At 57.6% G+C, this 20,278-nt stretch carries 8 protein-coding genes; 5 read left to right on the top strand and 3 right to left on the bottom strand.

What is annotated here, in order from left to right:
- Positions 1–430: 430 nt before the first annotated feature.
- The 5 genes from JKL45_RS24875 (at position 431) to JKL45_RS24855 (ending at position 9,757) form a co-directional block, all read left to right on the top strand.
- Entirely contained in the window at positions 431–3,418 is a 2,988-nt protein-coding gene (locus tag JKL45_RS24875; RefSeq protein WP_201864490.1) for a hypothetical protein, read from the top strand.
- Between the two features lie 476 nt (positions 3,419–3,894).
- Entirely contained in the window at positions 3,895–5,628 is a 1,734-nt protein-coding gene (locus JKL45_RS24870) for a type I secretion system permease/ATPase (RefSeq protein WP_201864489.1), read from the top strand.
- Positions 5,625–6,935, top strand: coding sequence for an HlyD family type I secretion periplasmic adaptor subunit (locus JKL45_RS24865; RefSeq protein ID WP_201864488.1), 1,311 nt, complete (start codon positions 5,625–5,627; stop codon positions 6,933–6,935). The genes JKL45_RS24870 and JKL45_RS24865 overlap by 4 nt, the downstream gene beginning before the upstream one ends.
- A gap of 848 nt (positions 6,936–7,783) precedes the next feature.
- Entirely contained in the window at positions 7,784–7,930 is a 147-nt protein-coding gene (locus tag JKL45_RS24860; protein WP_201864487.1) for a hypothetical protein, read from the top strand.
- Positions 7,931–8,389: 459 nt separating this feature from the next.
- Positions 8,390–9,757: a transglutaminase domain-containing protein gene (locus JKL45_RS24855; RefSeq protein WP_201864486.1), complete on the top strand. Its 1,368-nt coding sequence runs from the start codon at positions 8,390–8,392 to the stop codon at positions 9,755–9,757.
- 1,133 nt (positions 9,758–10,890) lie between these two features.
- Here the strand turns inward: JKL45_RS24855 and JKL45_RS24850 are convergent.
- The 3 genes from JKL45_RS24850 to JKL45_RS24840 form a co-directional block, all read right to left on the bottom strand.
- Positions 10,891–11,865, bottom strand: coding sequence for a glycosyltransferase family 2 protein (locus JKL45_RS24850; RefSeq protein ID WP_201864485.1), 975 nt, complete (start codon positions 11,863–11,865; stop codon positions 10,891–10,893).
- A gap of 624 nt (positions 11,866–12,489) precedes the next feature.
- A complete protein-coding gene (locus JKL45_RS24845) occupies positions 12,490–17,850 on the bottom strand; it encodes a malectin domain-containing carbohydrate-binding protein (protein WP_201864484.1) in 5,361 nt (1,786 codons plus the stop codon).
- A gap of 36 nt (positions 17,851–17,886) precedes the next feature.
- Positions 17,887–18,861, bottom strand: a complete 975-nt coding sequence (locus tag JKL45_RS24840; protein ID WP_201864493.1) for a UDP-glucuronic acid decarboxylase family protein — start codon at positions 18,859–18,861, stop codon at positions 17,887–17,889.
- Positions 18,862–20,278 lie beyond the last annotated feature (1,417 nt).

Below are 20,278 nucleotides of genomic sequence, written 5' to 3'. Positions count from 1 at the left end.
CCAATGTGACTGAGAGTGCCAGTCAATCAGCTGCCCGATCGAAGTGTTTTCTTCCGGGGTAGTAGTTGGAAGCGCCTTGTAGGAGCCACAGTTAGCCGTTGCAATGATTAGTAAGCAAGAGATCTCGATGTACGAGTGCCAGTTATTGTTGCGCGTAAGAGTACTGTCTTATTTTAAGAGTTATTGCCGGCCTCTATACCCGGCCAAGACCTTATACTCGTAAGTAGTGGTAGGAATAAACACTTCGCCTTCCAGCAGTGGCTACTTGCCAACGGAGGAATCATGCCCGCGAGAACTGACACCGATATCGATGATCCAGCAGCGAGCGGACTCGCCAACATTTTGGCGCTAGGTAGCGTCAAAGACACTTCCAAAGAAAAGGAGAAAGAAAAGGAGGGAGACGGCGATTCAGACGCGGATGCCGATGCGGATGCTGACGCCGATGCTGACGCCGACGCTGATGCCGATGCTGACGCTGACGCTGATGCTGACGCTGACGCAGATGCGGATGCGGATGCCGACGCCGACGCTGATGCTGACGCAGACGCAGACGCAGACGCAGACGCTGACGCCGATGCCGATGCGGATGCTGATGCTGACGCTGATGCCGATGCTGATGCCGACGCCGACGCTGACGCTGATGCCGATGCGGATGCGGATGCTGATGCTGATGCCGACGCTGACGCAGACGCAGACGCAGACGCCGATGCGGATGCTGACGCCGATGCGGATGCCGATGCAGATGCCGACGCAGACGCCGATGCGGATGCTGACGCGGATGCCGATGCGGACGCCGATGCGGATGCGGACGCTGATGCGGATGCTGACGCCGATGCGGATGCTGACGCTGATGCGGATGCCGACGCTGACGCTGACGCTGACGCAGACGCAGACGCCGATGCGGATGCTGACGCGGATGCCGATGCAGACGCCGATGCGGATGCGGATGCGGATGCTGACGCGGATGCGGATGCCGATGCGGACGCTGACGCAGACGCAGACGCCGATGCGGATGCCGATGCGGATGCCGATGCGGACGCCGATGCGGACGCCGATGCGGACGCTGACGCTGACGCAGACGCCGATGCTGACGCCGACGCTGATGCCGATGCTGACGCTGACGCTGATGCCGATGCTGACGCTGACGCTGACGCAGATGCGGATGCGGATGCCGACGCTGATGCTGACGCAGACGCAGACGCAGACGCTGACGCCGATGCCGATGCGGATGCTGACGCTGACGCAGACGCCGATGCGGACGCCGACGCCGACGCCGATGCGGACGCTGATGCTGACGCCGACGCTGATGCCGATGCTGACGCTGATGCCGATGCTGACGCTGATGCTGACGCTGACGCCGATGCGGATGCCGACGCTGATGCCGATGCTGACGCGGATGCTGATGCGGATGCTGACGCCGATGCGGATGCCGACGCTGACGCTGACGCTGACGCTGACGCTGACGCGGATGCGGACGCTGATGCCGATGCAGACGCCGATGCGGATGCTGATGCCGATGCGGACGCGGATGCTGACGCTGACGCAGACGCAGACGCAGACGCCGATGCGGATGCTGACGCCGATGCCGACGCTGATGCCGATGCTGACGCGGATGCGGACGCTGATGCCGATGCAGACGCCGATGCGGATGCGGATGCCGATGCTGATGCTGATGCGGATGCGGATGCGGACGCTGACGCCGATGCTGACGCCGATGCTGACGCCGATGCGGATGCGGATGCTGACGCCGATGCTGACGCTGACGCCGATGCCGACGCTGACGCTGATGCCGATGCGGATGCGGACGCTGATGCGGATGCTGACGCCGATGCGGATGCCGATGCTGACGCTGATGCGGATGCCGACGCTGACGCTGACGCTGACGCCGATGCCGATGCGGATGCTGACGCCGATGCTGACGCTGACGCCGATGCCGACGCTGACGCTGATGCCGATGCGGATGCCGACGCTGATGCGGATGCTGACGCCGATGCGGATGCCGATGCTGACGCTGATGCGGATGCCGACGCCGATGCAGACGCCGATGCAGATGCCGATGCGGACGCTGACGCCGATGCGGATGCCGACGCTGATGCGGATGCGGACGCTGACGCCGATGCTGACGCAGACGCAGACGCCGATGCTGACGCCGATGCGGATGCCGATGCAGATGCCGACGCGGATGCGGACGCTGATGCCGATGCAGACGCCGATGCGGATGCGGATGCCGATGCTGATGCTGATGCTGATGCGGACGCTGACGCCGATGCGGATGCCGATGCGGATGCGGACGCCGATGCGGATGCTGATGCTGATGCGGACGCTGACGCTGATGCGGATGCTGACGCCGATGCGGACGCTGATGCCGATGCAGACGCCGATGCGGATGCGGATGCTGACGCCGATGCTGACGCAGACGCAGACGCCGATGCTGACGCCGATGCGGATGCGGATGCTGATGCTGATGCTGATGCCGACGCTGACGCAGACGCAGACGCCGATGCGGATGCTGATGCTGACGCCGATGCAGATGCAGACGCCGATGCAGATGCCGACGCGGATGCGGACGCTGATGCGGATGCGGATGCCGATGCGGATGCGGACGCCGATGCTGACGCTGATGCGGATGCTGATGCCGACGCTGATGCGGATGCGGACGCTGACGCCGATGCTGACGCAGACGCCGACGCCGATGCTGACGCCGATGCGGATGCGGATGCTGATGCTGATGCCGACGCTGACGCAGACGCAGACGCAGACGCCGATGCGGATGCCGATGCAGATGCCGACGCGGATGCGGACGCTGATGCCGATGCCGATGCAGACGCCGATGCGGATGCGGATGCCGATGCTGATGCTGACGCAGACGCAGACGCCGATGCTGACGCCGATGCGGATGCCGATGCGGATGCGGACGCCGATGCGGACGCTGACGCCGATGCGGACGCTGATGCGGATGCTGACGCCGATGCGGATGCGGACGCTGATGCCGATGCGGATGCGGATGCGGATGCTGACGCTGACGCCGATGCTGACGCGGATGCCGATTGTGACGCTGATGATAGTGACGTTTTCTTGGGGCTCTCAGGTAGTCAAACTATCGACCTGGGTAAGGATGAAGCCGTTGATGCGGTCATCCAGAGAGACGACGACAGTTTCGCAGCGACATCATTTATCGGCGGCAAACCTGGCGTGCACGACAACAACCCGCCCGAGCCGCCGGACTACAACGACGAGGACGGCGACGATGACGAGTACGGCAGGGAGACCGGTGGTCCCAACCCGAATGACCCGCACGTCGGCAAGGGGGGCTACAGCAACCCGGGCCACAACAAGGATGCCGGGGGCGATCACCAAAATAATGGAGGAATCTTCGATACGGGAGACACCTTCATTTTTGCTAACGGTGTTGATGTAGTGAGAAACTTCGATGCTGGGGAAGATGTGTTAGTCATACCAGCAACTATGTCAGTGATCCCTGGTGAATCGGGTAACCGAGATGCGACAGGTAATCTGGGCGACCAGGAGTTCGGCTTTGTTACTGGTCACTTCTCTGGTACGGACGACAGTGGAAAATTCACCGTAGACTCGGCTGGTTCAGACACGCTCGTGTTCTATGATGCAGATTCCGCTGCTGGAGCTACTGACATCGAGTCCATTGTCCTTGTTGGAGTGAGTAACCTCTCGACTGATGATTTGGCCTAGAATGGCTGTCATAAGTCCTTGATAAGTCCGGCGGGGGGCTTCAGCTCCCCGCCGGTTAGCCTATCGTGGCGCCTCATTGGGTCGCATATAGCCTGGGCGCTACAAGCCGTCGCTGATCAATGATGGTTGGGGCCAATTCAGCCGAACGGTCCAGCATCTCCTCTTTACAGCAGAGTGGTGGAATTGAGCATGGCGCAATCAGGTGAATTCTCCGGATCTGAAATGGGGCAGGCCCTCAAAGCTTCTTGGGTGGCTTTCCTTGGCGTGGGTCTATTCAGCGGGGCCATTAACATCCTGGCGCTGACTGGTGCAATGTTCATGCTCCAGGTCTATGACCGCGTGGTCCCCTCCCGCAGCATTCCTACGCTGATCGGCCTCGCAGCTGTTGCTGCAGCTCTTTTTCTGGTACTGGGTCTACTCGACATCATCCGCACCCGCTTGCTAGTACGCATAGGTGTATTACTTCATCAGCGCTTGAGCGCTCGAGTATTTGGCATCACCTTGTGCTTGCCGCTGGTGCGCTCGGGTACCGATGCACAACGGCCTCTTCGCGATCTTGATCAAGTCCGCTCCTTTCTCTCCTCCGGCGGACCGCTGGCGCTGTTTGATCTTCCTTGGCTGCCGTTCTATCTTGCCATAGGCTTTCTCTTCCATCCTGTCATCGGCTGGACCGCCCTGGGTGGAGCCATTGTTCTGGTCACCATTATGCTGCTGACTGCGGTGTTCTCCCGTCGCGCCTCCAGGGTGGCGATGCAAGCGGCTGGCACACGGCAGGCTGTCGCGGAGGCGGGACGGCGCAATGCGGAAGTGGTCGCCGCCATGGGCATGGGTCCGGCTATAGCTGCTCAGTGGCACGAGGCTGATCAGCAATTTATAGCCAGCCAACAGCGCCTCAGCGATGTGTCGGGTGGGTTTGGAGCCTTCTCGAAGATGCTGCGCATGGCCCTGCAGTCAGCCGTGCTCGGGGTTGGCGCTCTGCTCGTGATCAGGGGCGAGGCGACAGCGGGCATCATCATCGCCGCTTCCATCATCTCTTCCCGCTCTCTGGCGCCTGTCGAACACGCCATCGCGCATTGGAAGAGCTTCATTGCCGCTCGCCAGAGCTGGCGCAAGCTGCGCGAGGTGCTGGCGGCGGTGCCGTCGCGCGGCGATCCGCTGCCCCTGCGCAAGCCTGTCTCGACCCTCTCGGTGCAGGGCATCAGCATCACGCCTCCGGGTGATCCGCGCCTGCTGGTCAGAAATGTCTCCTTTCAGCTCGAGAGCGGTATGGGTTTAGGGATTCTTGGGCCGAGCGGCTCGGGCAAAACGTGTTTGGCGCGGGCCCTAGTTGGCGCGTGGGCACCGGCACGGGGCAAGGTGCGCCTGGATATGGCTGCCCTTGATCAGTGGCTGCCGGAAATGTTAGGACAGCACATCGGCTATCTGCCTCAGGATGGGGCGCTATTTGCAGGCACTGTAGCGCAGAACATCGCCCGCTTTCGCACCGGCGATGATCCGGATCTGGTGATCCAAGCTGCGACGCTGGCCGGAGTACACGAACTCATACTCTCTCTGCCGCAGGGATACGAGACGCTCATTAGCGAGGGGGGAGCAGTACTCTCCGCCGGCCAGCGCCAGAGGGTGGGCTTAGCGCGGGCACTATACGGCAATCCATTCCTGGTGGTGCTCGATGAGCCCAATTCGAACCTGGACGCCGAAGGCGAGGAGGCTTTGGTCCATGCTCTTCTGAGCGTACGGGCACGAGGCGGCATTGCGGTGGTGATCGCGCACAGGCCAAGCGTCATGGCGGCACTCGATCACGCATTAGTCATGGCCGGCGGCGAAGTGAGGGCGTTTGGGGCCAAGGACCAAGTCTTGCAACAGAACGTGCGCACCATACCGTATGTGGTTCCGATGCAGTTGGCTGGGAGGAGTGCATCATGAATCAACCGACCAGGAGAATGGATCGTTCACTGCATGTGCATCTTCTTGCCGGCTTGTCCATCCTTGCGCTGCTGGGCGGAGGCGTGGGCGGATGGGCTGCTACCACAGAGCTGGCTGGAGCCGTCGTGGCCCCCGGGTTCGTCGTCGTCGACAGTTATAGCAAGAAGGTCCAGCACCCTACAGGCGGAGTGGTGGGTGAGATCCGTGTCCGAGATGGCGACCGGGTGCAGGCAGGCGAAGTCGTAGTACGCCTAGACGATACAATTACCCGAGCCAATCTGGCCGTCATTACCAAGGCCCTTGATGAACTGGCTGCCCGGCAGGGGCGGCTGGAGGCCGAGCGGGATGGTGCGCCCACAATCTCAGTACGCCCAGAGCTGAGGGACCGCTCGGCAGATCGGGAGATCGCAAGGCTAATCATGGGCGAGCATACCCTGTTTAAGCTCCGGCAAGAGGCGCGTGAAGGCTTAAGAGCGCAGCTGAAGGAGCGCATCGGCCAGCTGCGCGAGCAGATTGCAGGTCTGCAGGAGCAGACCGGTGCGAAAGCGGATGAGATCAAGTTAATTCAGAACGAATTGGAGGGCGTGCGCGAGCTGTGGCGCAAGAACCTGGTCCCAATTAGCCGGGTGACGCAGCTGGAGCGGGAGTCCACCCGGCTGAAGGGCGAGCGTGGCCAGCTGATTGCCTCCATCGCTCAGGCTAAGGGCCGGATCTCGGAAACCGAGTTGCAGATCATTCAGATCGACCAGGATCTCCGGAGTGAGGTGGCCAAGGAGCTGGGGGAGATCCAAGCCAAAAACGCCGAACTAATTGAGAAGCGGGTCGCCGCGGAAGACCATCTCAAGCGCATCGATATCCGCGCACCACAAGCCGGCATCGTTCATCAGCTGTCGGTGCACACAGTAGGCGGTGTGGTTGCTGCAGGTGGTGATCCGCTGATGCTGATTGTGCCGGAAGCCGACGAACTGGCGATTGAGGTGAAAGTCGCGCCGCAAGACATAGATCAGCTGACCATCGGGCAAGAAGCAGTGCTGCGTCTGTCAGCCTTCAATCGCCGAACGACGCCGGAGATCAAAGGTACGGTCAGTCGGGTCGCAGCCGATCTGATTCAGGATCAAAAGGCAGGCACAGCCTACTACACGGCCCGGATTGCGGTTGAGCACGACGAGATGACGCGACTGCATGAGCTCAAGCTCGTGCCCGGCATGCCCGTTGAAGCCTTCATCCAAACCGGTCAGCGCACCGCACTCTCTTATTTAGTGAAACCCCTCTCGGACCAGATCAAAAGAGCATTCCGCGAGGATTGAGGAATGAAATTCCCAGAGGAATAGGGTGTTCCGGCGCCGTCAAAAGCATCGGGAGATACACGATGTTAACCGCCTAGTGCTGTTTAGAGGATGGTGCAGTGGGTCGGATTGACATTCTATTCGTCTACACGGATAGGATGCAGATTAAAGTGCATCGTGAGCGCCAGACGGCGTTTGAACAGCGGCGCTACCCCACTGACCAGTCCTATACGCTAACGTAGCGAATTTGGTCCATTCTGCCTCAGCCCGCCTAGGCTGGCGAACTCCCAAGGTGGACTTGCGCGAGATCCCTAACGAAATCCGCTATCTGGCGCGGGCTGGCTGCGGCTGCCGCATGAGGTCGGCCCATGGCTTGCTGTGTGCTGGTGGTCCCGGCGTTTTGTGCGCCGCCTACTGTTCCATATCCTGCACAATATCGCGCTCATGCTCGACCGTGAGCGCTGCGGCCGGCAGAGGCCGACCGCCAGGGGTTCAACACTCAGACCGTTGAGACTCCCGCAGCACCCGGCGGAGTCCGTTACGACGAGGCCAGGAAAATGAAGGGGCGCAAGCGACACATCGCAGTGGACACGGATGGAGTCCTGCTGATGGTCAACCTTACCGCGACGGACGCCCTGGCGGATCGCCCATGAAAGGATCTAGAGCGCAACGCGCCTTGCATTGGAGTATGATTCGTCATGGAAAGTCATGCTGAAACAAAGCATTAGCGGCAACGCACCGGCTCTGTCAGAACCGCCATTGCTCTAGTGGTCCGGTCTTACGCAGTTGGTTTCTCCACAGGAACTGGGAATTGGCCGAGAACGCCCGGGTTGTTCTTCATGCACGTTGCTGATTTGCGAGGAGAGCCGATGGCCCGTCCGGGCGACAAGCTCATTGAATACATCCGTCGCGCCCTGTTGCGCGAACCGACCGAGGTGACGCACTGGATTCGGATTACGACGTCCCAGGAACAGCGGCAGGCAGCAATTGAGCGGGAAGCTGATGCCTACCACTGACCCCTGTTTATTGTCTATTTCGCAGTGCCCTACTCGGGCCCAGTGAAGCAAGCCATCACACAAGATATTCGTTCAGGCGATGGCGCAAAAGAGAATAAGCCCCGCAAGAGAGCGCTTTGAAGGTGCCGGTCGTAGGGGCAGACGAGGCCGGTCGTGCGTACCGAAAGCCTCGCGCTGCATTGTTCTCTTAAAAGTTAAAACTCTTCTAAATGTCTCATTAGGGGTACTCAACGATCTCCGTCGACACGAATTCGCCACATTTAGCGTCAAAAAGCTCCTCGCGTTGTCGAGGCTATAGTCTCGGAACCGAAAGCACTGCAATGCGACCCAACGAGTCAGTGCCAGTTTAAATAAGTATTTGCGTAGAACTACCTACCTTAGTCCAATTCAAATTCATCACTTATCAAAGATCGCGCAATGCTCTCATCATAAGAGGCTCAGCGATATTTGGGGCAAAAAATGACAACTGTTAAAAAATCACTGATTGCTGATATCAGTGTCACGAATACTGGCCAGTCCGGCTACATTAACCTTGCAGTGACAGCTCCTGTGAGCCTCAGTGCCCAGCAAAAGCTGGTCGATATCATCGGCGACGAAGGCTGGACGCTCAAATACCATGCCAATGGCGATGCCTACCTCTCCAAGCAGCAGTACATTGCTTCAGGCGCAACCTACAAGCACAAGCTCGACTTCAGACTCGACGTGAATGACTACACCATCAACTCCATCGGGCAAACGGCGAGCCAGACGATCAGCGGCGCCGACCGCACCAAGTATTTGAACCCCGAGAAGTACATCGAGAGCACCAACGCGACCATCGTCAGCATCGCCAATAAGATCAAGGCTGCACATCCGGGCGATGTGTGGGCACAGGCTAAGGCGGCTTACGACTACCCGATCCAGAACTTCACGATCAAGGACATGTCCCAGAACATGGGTGCGGCTTGGGCTGTAGCCAATAAAACCGGCGACTGCACGGAGTACGCGGCCACTACGGCGGCGATCCTCAAGGCTATGGGCGTCCCGGCCCGCCTGGTCAACAATTTCTGGGGCGGCGCTGATGGCGAGGTGTCTGCGGGCTTCCCGACCCACATGCGCCTTGAGGCGTTCATGCCGGACAAGGACGGCAATGGATCGCACTGGGTGCCGATGGACCCGAACCTCGGCACTAACCCGACCATGTACGAGTATGGCTTTGGCCATGGCTCGACGGATGGCGTCGACTACAACCATACCGGCACGTGGTCCTATTCGCTGGGCGGCGCATCCGGCAAGGTAACCTATGCCCTTACCGATCAGGGTGTGGGCTCGTGGACCGGCTCTGTGCCGGCTCCAACGCCGACAAATCCGGTTCCGACGCCGACTCCGATAGAAACTGTGGTGACCAAGCTCGGGACCTCGAGCAGCGAGAGCCTCACCGGCACGTCTGGAAAGGATGTGATCAGCGGTCTCGGCGGATCCGACAAGCTTTGGGGCAAGGCTGGCAATGACGTCCTCATCGGCGGTTCCGGCAAGGACTCCTTCACCTTCGATACAACCTTGAGCGCCACCACCAACGTGGACACGATCAAGGACTTCAGTGTCGTCGACGACACCATTCGGCTCAACGACGCAATCTTCACCAAGGTCTGGGATGAGGGACAGCTGCGTTCGTCATGGTTCCGGGCTGGCGAGAAGGCCTTGGATAGCAACGACTACATTATCTATAACAAGAACACCGGTGCCTTGTCTTACGACAAGGACGGCTCGGGTTCGGCTGCTGCGGTGCAGTTCGCCTTGATCGAGAACAAGGCGCTCCTCACTGCCGCCGACTTCATCGTGATCTAACCCAAATCATTGTGAAAAGCGATCTCGGTCTGCCGATCGAGGTCGCTTTTCGCATGTTTGATGTTCGACATGCAGTGGGGCATCCGACATTGAAGGATATTCGGACAGCATCTTGTAGAGCGGATTTCCGGCGTGCCAAGACCGTATATGGATCAGCACGGCTGCGACTCCGCTATTCAAGGAGCGAACTGACTCGAAAGTTATGCAGCGGGTGACGTACTGCTCAAAGTTCGAACGGTAGTACGCTTATCCAATCAAGCATGTGCGGTGGCTTAGGACATCCCGGAATGGCTGCTCGAGCTGACATGCAGAGCAAGTCCGTTCGCGTGAAGAGCATCGACTAAGGGTTCGACCGGAAGCGCTTCTGTCACGACGTCTGATATCGCCGCGCCTATGAAGCGACTTGCGTGAAGTAGGGATAAGGGCACAAGGATCGGATGCGCCCTGTCTCCGCCATGAGCGCATTCCAGACGCGACAGCAGGCCTCGACAACAGCCTCCTCGTCGGCCAGCATCGGGGCAAGAGATAGCGCTAGCTCATGTAAAGCCAGATGCGCTCGACCGGGTTCAACTTCGGCGCATAGTGCGGCAGCGGCACTAAGGTCAAGTTGGCTGGGACCCGCAGGGCTCGCTTGTCGTGCCAGCCCGCCCCATCGGGCGTGCCGCCTGCGCCGTGGCCGAGACTAACCGAGGAGCTGACAAACTCTCCTCCACGATGCGCCGCTTCTCGCTCTCGGATCAGCGCCGGTGCCCACCGGTGTCGACGATCTCAAGGCGACTGATTTGATGGCTCTCGGAGCGGGTTGCGGCCTTTACTGCAATAGGTTCCACCTTTGCCTCGGCTGTCCAAGACACGGCCTCTCCATACTTGTGCTGCTGGTCGGGATCAGCGGATTCCTCAAGGTTGCCCAGAAGAATAATTTCGGTCGCTATGGTCCATTTCCATTCTCCAAGCTGAAGGCAACCTGGATGCACCAGTTAGCCAGGAAGGTCATGAGTGACATCTAGAACCGCTCCACAGGACTGAGAATTCTCATATGATCCAATTATTCGGGCTGCGGTCGGACACATGTTGGCTCTCAACGCACTTGGATCAGTATTTCGGCCAGTATTCTCTGTTCATTGTGCTTACCGTCAATGTCGCGTCAGCCAGTGCCAATGCAGCCCGCCGCGCAGGTATCCAGCAATCCTTGCAACCTTGACGCCGAACTCGTCGACCGATTTAACTCGAGCGAGTGCTCGCACGCTCGAACGCAACTGCCTCAGATAGGATCTATGCCCTTTCAGCGCTCGCATGCCGTTCTCGAGTCCAATTTGATAATGTCGATCGAGCAGCCAACTAACTCTACTCTGCTCCGCGCGAATGCGATGTTTGATGCCGGCATCAGGCAGGTACACGTCCTGCACCCCAGCTTCCCAGAGGCGCGACTGCAGCTCCCACTCCTCACCAATACGCACTAGGTCGTTTCCAGGGCCAAAACGTGCGTCGAAGCCACCAACCCGCCGCAGATCGCAGGCGAATGCCGCCCAGTTGGAACCGAGGAAATGGTTTCCTTGGGCGACAAGCTCGACATTGCCGTAATCGAGACCACGTACCGACGGCGGGTAAAGCGATAGTCTGCGCGGGGGCTCCGTTTCGAACAAAGGCGTGCACGGACCGCCGAAAAAATGTCCGGGCCCGAGGCGTTGTGCGGCGTCAAGGTAAGCAGACATCGTCGCTGGGGCAATTTCGACGTCGTCATCGAAGAAGATGCAAAGCTCGTCACCGACCAAATCGAGTGCGAAATTTAACGCTCGCGCCTTGCCAGGCATTGGCTGGAAGAAAATCTCCAACTTATGACGGCACGTGAGATCGTGCTCGTGCAGGAGGCGCACTGCGTTACCGTTCTCAATCACGGCGACACGAATCCTCCAGCCAATCGGCACTGTGCAGGTGTCAAGTGACGCGAGCACGCGCCGCACGGCTTGTACGCCGCGTGCGCTAGGAATCAGGACATGAGCTTGCTGCTGGTTAACCAATCGCCTCTCGCCCAGACGATTAGATTCATCGGGGTGATCGCTGTGCGTAGTCTCTCTATCTTGCTTTTGGAAGTCATCGCCGATGTTCAAAGCAGTACACTCCTTTGCAGTCGAAGGGTTTGCTACTTTAGATGTCGCACGCTCATAAATGAGTATTACTAAGGCTCAGCTGCTTATGACACTATGTCTGATGGAACCTGTCCAATCTCTATCGTATTATAAGACCGGATCTGCAAACGAGATACAATACGGATTGCGCAGCTCTCCACTTCAACAAGGCCACCCCGGTGGACGTTTGGGGACAGCTAAGACCTGATTACTTCCGCAGCCGCGCTGGCATAGATTGGATGCGATAAAGCTGGGTGTTCCGACCTCATTATCCATTTTATCTTACATAACCAGGTGCGGGGAGGCCTAAGTCTTGTTCCAAGAACCGACTGCAAAATGGCGGCCACCCCTAGCAGTCGAGTCTACTTAAGCGGGCTCGGATCGGTTTGGCCTTGTCCACAACTCCCAGCATCACCTTGACCCCGAAGGGCCCTTTCTCTCTATAGGGACGCACCGCACTTTTAGTGGGCGTCGAGATGAACCAGACACTGGCAGCTGAGAATTCAGGGCTCTGCGTAGCTCCATTGATGTAGTGGATTATAGTGTGATTATTCCCGGCGAAGGATAGTGATCAATTGATGTCATAGCGGCGCGGTCAGTACGCTCTCAGATCACAAAATCAGTCTGATAGGCGACGCGCTGCAGCGAAAAGTCTGAGCTATCTCCTGTACTGCTTATTTCATTTGGATAAGGAACTGCGGTGAGATCGAGTCGTGTGAAATCAGCCGCGGGATCGATCAAGAAGTCGAACGCAGACGTACCTGCCCCAGTACCTTGCCGTGGATCAAAGGTACCTTGACCGACTAGGCTGCCACTCGCGTCGTATGCTTTCCAGAGACCGATCTCTGGGCCACTAGCGCCATTCTCCGTAGCGTTCATCCGCGCGAGCCTAACGGTTGCGTTCTCGACCCCTCTGTCGAAGTCAAGCCGGAGGAGTTCAGTAACTTTCCCGGCAGGACTGAAGTTCACTTGCTCTGAAAGGCGACCGCCCTGCACGCCGATGCCATCTGCGGTTTTCGTGACCAAGGCTGCTGCGCCGCTCCAGTTGAGAGCGGATACGTCCAATGGACCCCAGTTTTGTGCACCGAGCGCTCCAGTCAGGCCAGCGCTCGAATCCACCACAACCGGTGTGGACGAACTAGCCTCAAGCTTAAGCACCAGTGGCGTGCTTGCAGGGCTCGTGCCACCCCCGGCGCTTAAAATGGACGCTGTAATAAAATTTATCCCTCCTTCGGGCACGCTGTCGGTCAGGGTCACAACCACCTGTCCTCGACCTTGGCCGTTGAGTGCGACGTCATAGGTTGAAGCTGCAACAGCCGAGTTAGCTTCGTATGGACCGAGTTGTGGCGCTGTAGCCGGCACTCCGGCTTTGAAAGCTCCACCTTCCATAAGTAATACCCGTGCCGTAGTCCCGGCCGGGCCGCTCACTGAGACGGTTTGCTGCGCGCTGTTAACGGTTGCGGTAGTGCCACTAACGCCCTGCACGGTGACTGTAGGCGCTGCTAGAGGGGGCATGCTTGCGAGTACCGTCCCCCCGCCAGTGCCTGTGGGCACCTTGAATAGTTCGTTGGTCAGTGTGGTAGCGCCAAAATTGAACGTTGCTTCGGCTCCGGTGAGTTCGACCCCTGCAACGTTTCCGGCTTGGCTAGGTCCCGGAGACGCAACACCTTTGATGCTCGTCGGGTCGACATCTGCTGAAAAGCTCAGCGTTTCGCCCGGCCCGAAGCCTTGCAGTTGTAAGCTTAGTTTTTTGTATCCAGTGGCGTCAGATCCGTCGCTGAAGGTAGCACCGGCCACCGAAAATGAGCCGACCTTGCCGTCCACGGTGAAGGACTTGGCCGTAGTATCGCCAGCCATGCCAGCAGGATCAAAGACCATACCGGCCAAGATGGAGCCGGAGAGATCAATCGTCACAGATGTGATCTCCTGCCCAGCCGTGGAAAGATTTTCAAGCTTGAAGGCGCCAGAGGTAAAGGTGCTGGCGGTGAGTGCACCACTTGGAGTTATGGAGAGCCGTGCCTGCGCTCCCTGTGTGGGCGACTGGTCATCGTCCGTGAGGGCTACTGACACGGGCGCGATGGAGATGCCGTTGTAACTGGCATCGCTGCTGGTGGCTGCCAATGTTATGTTCGCGGTTTCTGGTCCCTCCACCAGAGTGTCGTTCACCGCCGTTACGGTGACGGTCTGTGCCGTGCTCCAGTTGCCCGGCGTAAAGGTCAACGTGGTGGGGCTGCCCGTCACATCGGCGGTGCCATTGACCGATATGGTCACGTTGGCTGCCGGGGGGCTATTGAGAGCCACCGTAAAGGTGTCAGTGGCTCCGCCCTCGGTTGCTGCCGTTGAGCCACCCGTCTGCGTCACCTTCACACCCGCCGGAGTGCCGCCCGAAGCCGGAACAACACGAATGGCATCAATCTTTGCGTTGTTGATGGAAGAGGCGAACTGCAGGTTAAGGACGCCGTCCTGCACACTCACAGGCACAGTCACGTTATAGGCCGCATTCTTCTGATTGCCTGCGGCTGACCAAATATCGAGATTGTCGATCACCAGCGATCCTTCGGCCGTCACATCGAAGACGCGCTTACCGGACGCATCAAAATAGTTCTCGGCGAACTGGAGCGTGACAGAGTAGCTTCCATTAGCAAGGGGGATGGCATAGCCGAAACTACCCCCGTAGCGCTCGTTCTGGTAGAGCGCGTCGTCAGTTGTGTTGGCGATAGCGGCCGTCGTGGCGAAGGTATTGCCGCCACTGAAGTACTGATCGGCCAAGTAAGGTGTGCCGTTACCAGCCGAGAATGCGGCCCCACCTGCATTTAGCGCTATGTTCCCCGGCGCCGCAGTATCGTTGTCCGTGAGGGCTACTGACACGGGCGCGATGGAGATGCCGTTGTAACTGGCATCGCTGCTGGTGGCTGCCAATGTTATGTTCGCGGTTTCTGGTCCCTCCACCAGAGTGTCGTTCACCGCCGTTACGGTGACGGTCTGTGCCGTGCTCCAGTTGCCCGGCGTAAAGGTCAACGTGGTGGGGCTGCCCGTCACATCGGCGGTGCCATTGACCGATATGGTCACGTTGGCTGCCGGGGGGCTATTGAGAGCCACCGTAAAGGTGTCAGTGGCTCCGCCCTCGGTTGCTGCCGTTGAGCCACCCGTCTGCGTCACCTTCACACCCGCCGCTGGAGCGGTGTTGGTGGCTGTTATTTTGATTGACTCCCAGAAGGCCGGGAAGGCCTCCCCCGACAAGTACGATGTCGAAATGATGCCAACAGCAAGTGCACTTGAGGTGCTTCCAACAGCATATGCGCCTCTTAGGGCGTTCAGGGTCGCACCCGAGAGTTGAACTGGCGTGCCGCTACCGTTAAAGGCAGTGCCGCCCACTGTGTACGTCCAGTTGGGAGTTGCGATGCCAGTGCCCACATCAACTGCAAGACGCAATGTCAGTGTATCAAGCGTTTGGATCCCCGCACCTGTGATGCCGGCCGGGTATATCTTGCCCGAAAATGCGCCGGCATTCTCGACGCCTACCTGAATTCCACCGGATCCACCATTTGCCGCCGCGACAATTTTTACATAATTGTCCTGATCACCCGTACCAATGTAAAAGCCCTGGCTCTTGTAGTTTACAGGTGTGGTGGACGGGCTCCCGCCGAAGGGGTTATCCATCTTAGTTTCAATAACAAACTGTCCGACATCCGGCTGTACGTCGATCCCAAACTGAAAGCCGTTCGCTTGCGAGTTCTTTATGGCGTCTCCCTCTGAGACTGCCTCGACCTGAAAGCCCGCCGCTGCTCCACCCGCTTTGATGTTCGCCGGGTCGAAGTGGGTTAAGTAAGAATTAGAGTTGTTCGACATCAATCCGGTGAAACCCATGTTGAACAATGCATTGGGTCCAGGCGGATCAATGTTCTGCGAAAAATTCCAAATCAGTGATTGGCCTGCTGCAAGGTCCGTGTTCTTGCCATTGGCGGGGTCTTCGGCAAAGCGATCTACACTGTCTGACAATCCGTCGCCATCAGCATCACCGCTCGGCGGTGGTGGCGGCACATCGCTGGGCGTGAAGACGGTGATGCCACCGCCGTAATTGGCAACCCAGATGGTGCCAGGGAAGGTCTGATCATCGCCTTGCGCAGTAACATCGAGCGGCAATCCACCGCCCAGGACAGAGGTTCCATTGGTAATCTTGGTCACACCGGTGACTATCGTGCCCGCTTTATCGAGATCTATGCGGTAGAGTTGGTCGTCCCAGCTAACCGCCACAAGGGCACCAGTCATCGCGCCTTCGAATGTAGAACTGGTATACTCAGCCAAGCCGTTGGTTGAGGCGAACCAGTTGCTGTACAAAGAGCCGTCCTGATTGGGGAATCTGAAGTCCGACTCTACAGGGTTGGCCGCGGACACAGGAGGCCAACCCTGCGGCAAGCTTGCCACCGGTGTCGTTGAGCCGTTAAGATACCAACCAGCACCGTTTGGGTTAGCGCGGATCGGATTGGGATGACCACCATAGAAGCCTTGGGTGACAAGGTGCAAGTGATCCGTTGTGTCGCTACCTCCATTGTTCGGAGCATTTGTGACATTGGCCGTACCCTCGCCAATCGGGAGACCACCCCAACCGGCATTCGCGCCATTATCAATGGTGTAGAGCTTCCCACCTCGGGTCAACACAATGTCGTAGGGATTGCGATAGCCAGGTGAGTAGATCTGTACCGGGCCGCCGGTAACGATCTTAGCTTGGCTGAGTCCATCCTGACCGCCGAACGGATCCATCTTATAGGGGTCAGCAGAAGCGGCGGGCAGGGTCGGCAAATTGTACTTGTAGCTGTTCCCGAATTGGTCTGTCTGGGTGGGCATCGCCTCGACCGCGGCGAGGTCGATGGATAGGAGCGCCGCGGAATAAGCATATTCCGGTGTATAGGCAAAATTATTAGATGGTGCGCCCTGATTGGTGTTGCCGCCTACTGCGACGTAGAGTGTCTTTCCATCCGCGCTAAGCTGCATGCCATTGACGGAGTGATTCTCCTCCGACCGAGGCAGCCCGCGCACTAGGTCAATTCTATCCCAGCCACCATCCGACCGCTGCGTAAGACGTGAGATGACACCGGAGTTGGTATCCAGGTTGACGTCTCCGCCATCTGGGCCAGCACCAATCCGCGGATCACTGGAGCTGACGTAGATCACAACTGCCGTGTCAGTCGGCTCAAGGGCTGCTGCCGTTTCTATCGGGCCGGTCGGCTCCCGCGCGATGCTTTCGACTACACCAACCGAGACCTTGACTTTGCTGGTCTCCTGGCCGTCGGACACACGAACGCTTAACTCATAGAAGCCTTGACCTCTCACACCAGCATTGAGCTTCGACGGATCAGCAACGGTGATGACACCTGTGCTTGCGTCAATCGCAAACGCGCCATTGCCACCGGGACGACCCGGATGGAGTGAGTAGGTGATAGGACCTCCATCCGTGCTGGTGGCGTTCACATCTGCTACCTGCGTGCCTATAGGGGCTCGCTGCAGGATTGATGTCGCAATCGGCGCAGGTACTCTGAGTGAGGGTTGGCCCGGATTATCAACCAACCCGGGGGGTAAACCCTTTGGATCTGAGCTCGCTACTAACGCACTATCGTTAGCACTACTTGTCTCCGCAAGGGGAGCCGTGCTGGCATTGGGCGCTGCAACAGTTGCTCCCGGACCGGCGGTAACAAGAATACCTGTGACCTGTCGGCTGCCTTGGACCGTAGTAGGAGCAAGTGTTCCGTCATCATTGTAGTTCGTGATATCTTTGATGAGATTGATCGTCTCAACCCCGCCAGCGGCTACCTGATAGCCCGAGCTCGTGGCTGTGATCGTAAATGCCGCAATCGTCCCATCGACCTTTGAGGCATAAAGCCGTTGATCCGGCCCGAACTGGAGTGAGGTCCAATTACCTGTTCCGGTTCCAGAAACAGTGCTTTGAATGAAATTTGGTGTCGTTGCCATCTAACGCTCCCCGGCAACTATCTGAGAGGAGAGCCTTCAAACCGCTACTAACCTGCCAACATTGCCATTGGCAAGAAGCGACTCAAAGTATGGGATTGTGCGCTGCAGACCTTCCTCAAGCTGAACCTTCGGTTTCCAATCCATAAGTTCGTTCGCTTTGGAGATGTCTGGCCGGCGCTGTCTTGGGTCATCGGGCGGGAGTGGCCGATGAATGACTTTCGAACGGCTTCCGGTCAGGTTGATCACTTTTTCAGCTAAAGCACGGACAGTGAACTCTTGCGGATTACCAAGGTTCACAGGACCGGTTACATCGCTGGGGGTGTTCATCAACCGATAAAAGCCGTCAACGAGGTCATCAACGTAACAGAATGATCTCGTCTGCTCACCATCGCCGAAGATCGTCAAATCATGCCCGAGAAGCGCTTGAACGATGAAGCTCGAAACGACACGCCCATCATTTGGATGAGTCCTCGGGCCATAAGTGTTGAATATTCGGGCAACTTTTATCTGGACGCCGTGCTGCCTGTTGTAATCAAAAAATAGCGTCTCCGCACATCGCTTACCCTCGTCATAGCAGGATCGAGGGCCAATCGGATTGACATTGCCCCAGTAGTTCTCGTGTTGTGGATGAACACTAGGATCTCCATAAACCTCACTGGTAGAAGCTTGGAAGACCTTGGCCTTTAATCGCTTCGCGAGCCCAAGGATGTTAATTGATCCTATGACGCTAGTCTTCGTTGTTTGAACAGGATCCCACTGATAATGAATTGGAGAAGCTGGACACGCGAGATTATAGATTTCATCGACTTCTACGAACAATGGGTGCGTGATATCGTGTCGAAGAAGTTCGAATCGTTTATGATCCAGGAGGTGCTCGATATTCCAACGAGCCCCCGTGTAAAAATTGTCTACACATAAAACCTGATAACCTCTCGCGAGGAGCACTTCGCAAAGGTGTGATCCAAGGAAGCCAGCGCCTCCAGTGACAAGCGCACGTCGTTCAAGATGCATGTGCATGTCTCTCTCCTAGGTTGTTGTGAATTAGGCGCTCTATGGCTCCTTGTAACAATATGCTGGTCATCAGGACGTTCGTCACCAACAACCTTAAGCAGCGTAGTTTGATTATCTACATGCGAACAAATGCTATTTACAAATGAGGTGAGATTCAACATACCATTGTCTTGGCGGACATCGCACCAGTATTGCGTTGGCTTCTGCCCATAATGCTGACTGGCAGCGAATGTTAAGAATTACCTCAAAAACTACGCTCTAGCTCTTGATGTTAGCCTCGCTTTTTCGCGGCTAATCGAAGCTGCTTCTTCGCACGAACACTTCTACCCGCACGATTATGTTGGACAGTTAGCTACTTTGTCGATGCATATTTCGGAGTAGCAATGATATCATAGACAGGCAGCATTCTTCCGCAAGTATTACCCAAAGAAACCGCAAGAAGGATCGTGAACTTAGCCGAGACCTTTGTGGTGGGAGCAAGTTGGGATTCTTAAACTGGGGAGTTGCCCATAGAAACTGAATACCACTCAGACTGTATCGATGGAATGGAGCTTTTGCGGTTCTCTCAATCGAAGATGAGCTTTCCGCGCTCACCCATCTAGTGATGGCTGCCGCTTTAGACGACATGATAAGGGCGAGTTCGCGGTACAGTTTAAGGAAGCGGTAGAGGCCTACACCTACTTCTGCCGGCACATTGTTAGCTGGCGCTAGCTTCCTCGCGTTTCCCGTACCTGTCACCGCTTATCGCCGACAGGCGGCTGGTAGCACCGAACCGAGCGAGGGCCGGAAATTCTCTTAATTATTCTCAAGTGCGGGACCGACCGGCGCTATCAGGGTGCCGCTGTCATGAAGAACTGGCCCTATACCTTACTTTTGTGCAAGCGAGGAGGCACCAACACATGTTGAGATCAAGCACCGTATAACTATGGTATTTCGCTAAGGAAGCCATGGGTCTGATCGAGACGGACAGGCAAGACATTGCTCTTGTCGGTAATGCGCTAGTGGTGTGACTCTAACGCGTGTTTCGCAGGGGCGACCTTTTCCAGGATCGCCGAGGCCGGGGCGGCCCAGACAAAGGGCTTGGAATCCGCATTTCTCACGCCGCCGCGGAGCCCATCCTCGACTATTTTCGTTACAAGCCAGCCAATCCTGAGGCTTCCTCTCAAGCGCAATAGCTCGTCATGGATGCCAAAGCAGCCTTAAGAGTGACACGTAGAGGCTGGTGAGCAATTTTATTGCTCGCTTCAAGTGAATGATTCAGAATGAATTTCACTGGAACCGATGAGATGGATACGGGCTGTTTGGCGATCCAGGAGCCCCCCATGGATGCCTGTTTTTACGCCAGCGACCTCAATGATGCCGAGTAGGCGCTGCTCGAACCCCTTGTTCCCCGCAGCCATCCAGCGGGACGGCGGCA

This window comes from Microvirga soli, assembly GCF_016734765.1.
GTDB classification, from domain to species: Bacteria; Pseudomonadota; Alphaproteobacteria; order Rhizobiales; family Beijerinckiaceae; genus Microvirga; species Microvirga soli.
Note: the sequence above shows the minus strand (reverse complement) of the source record. Positions and strands in the feature narration are given on the sequence as shown.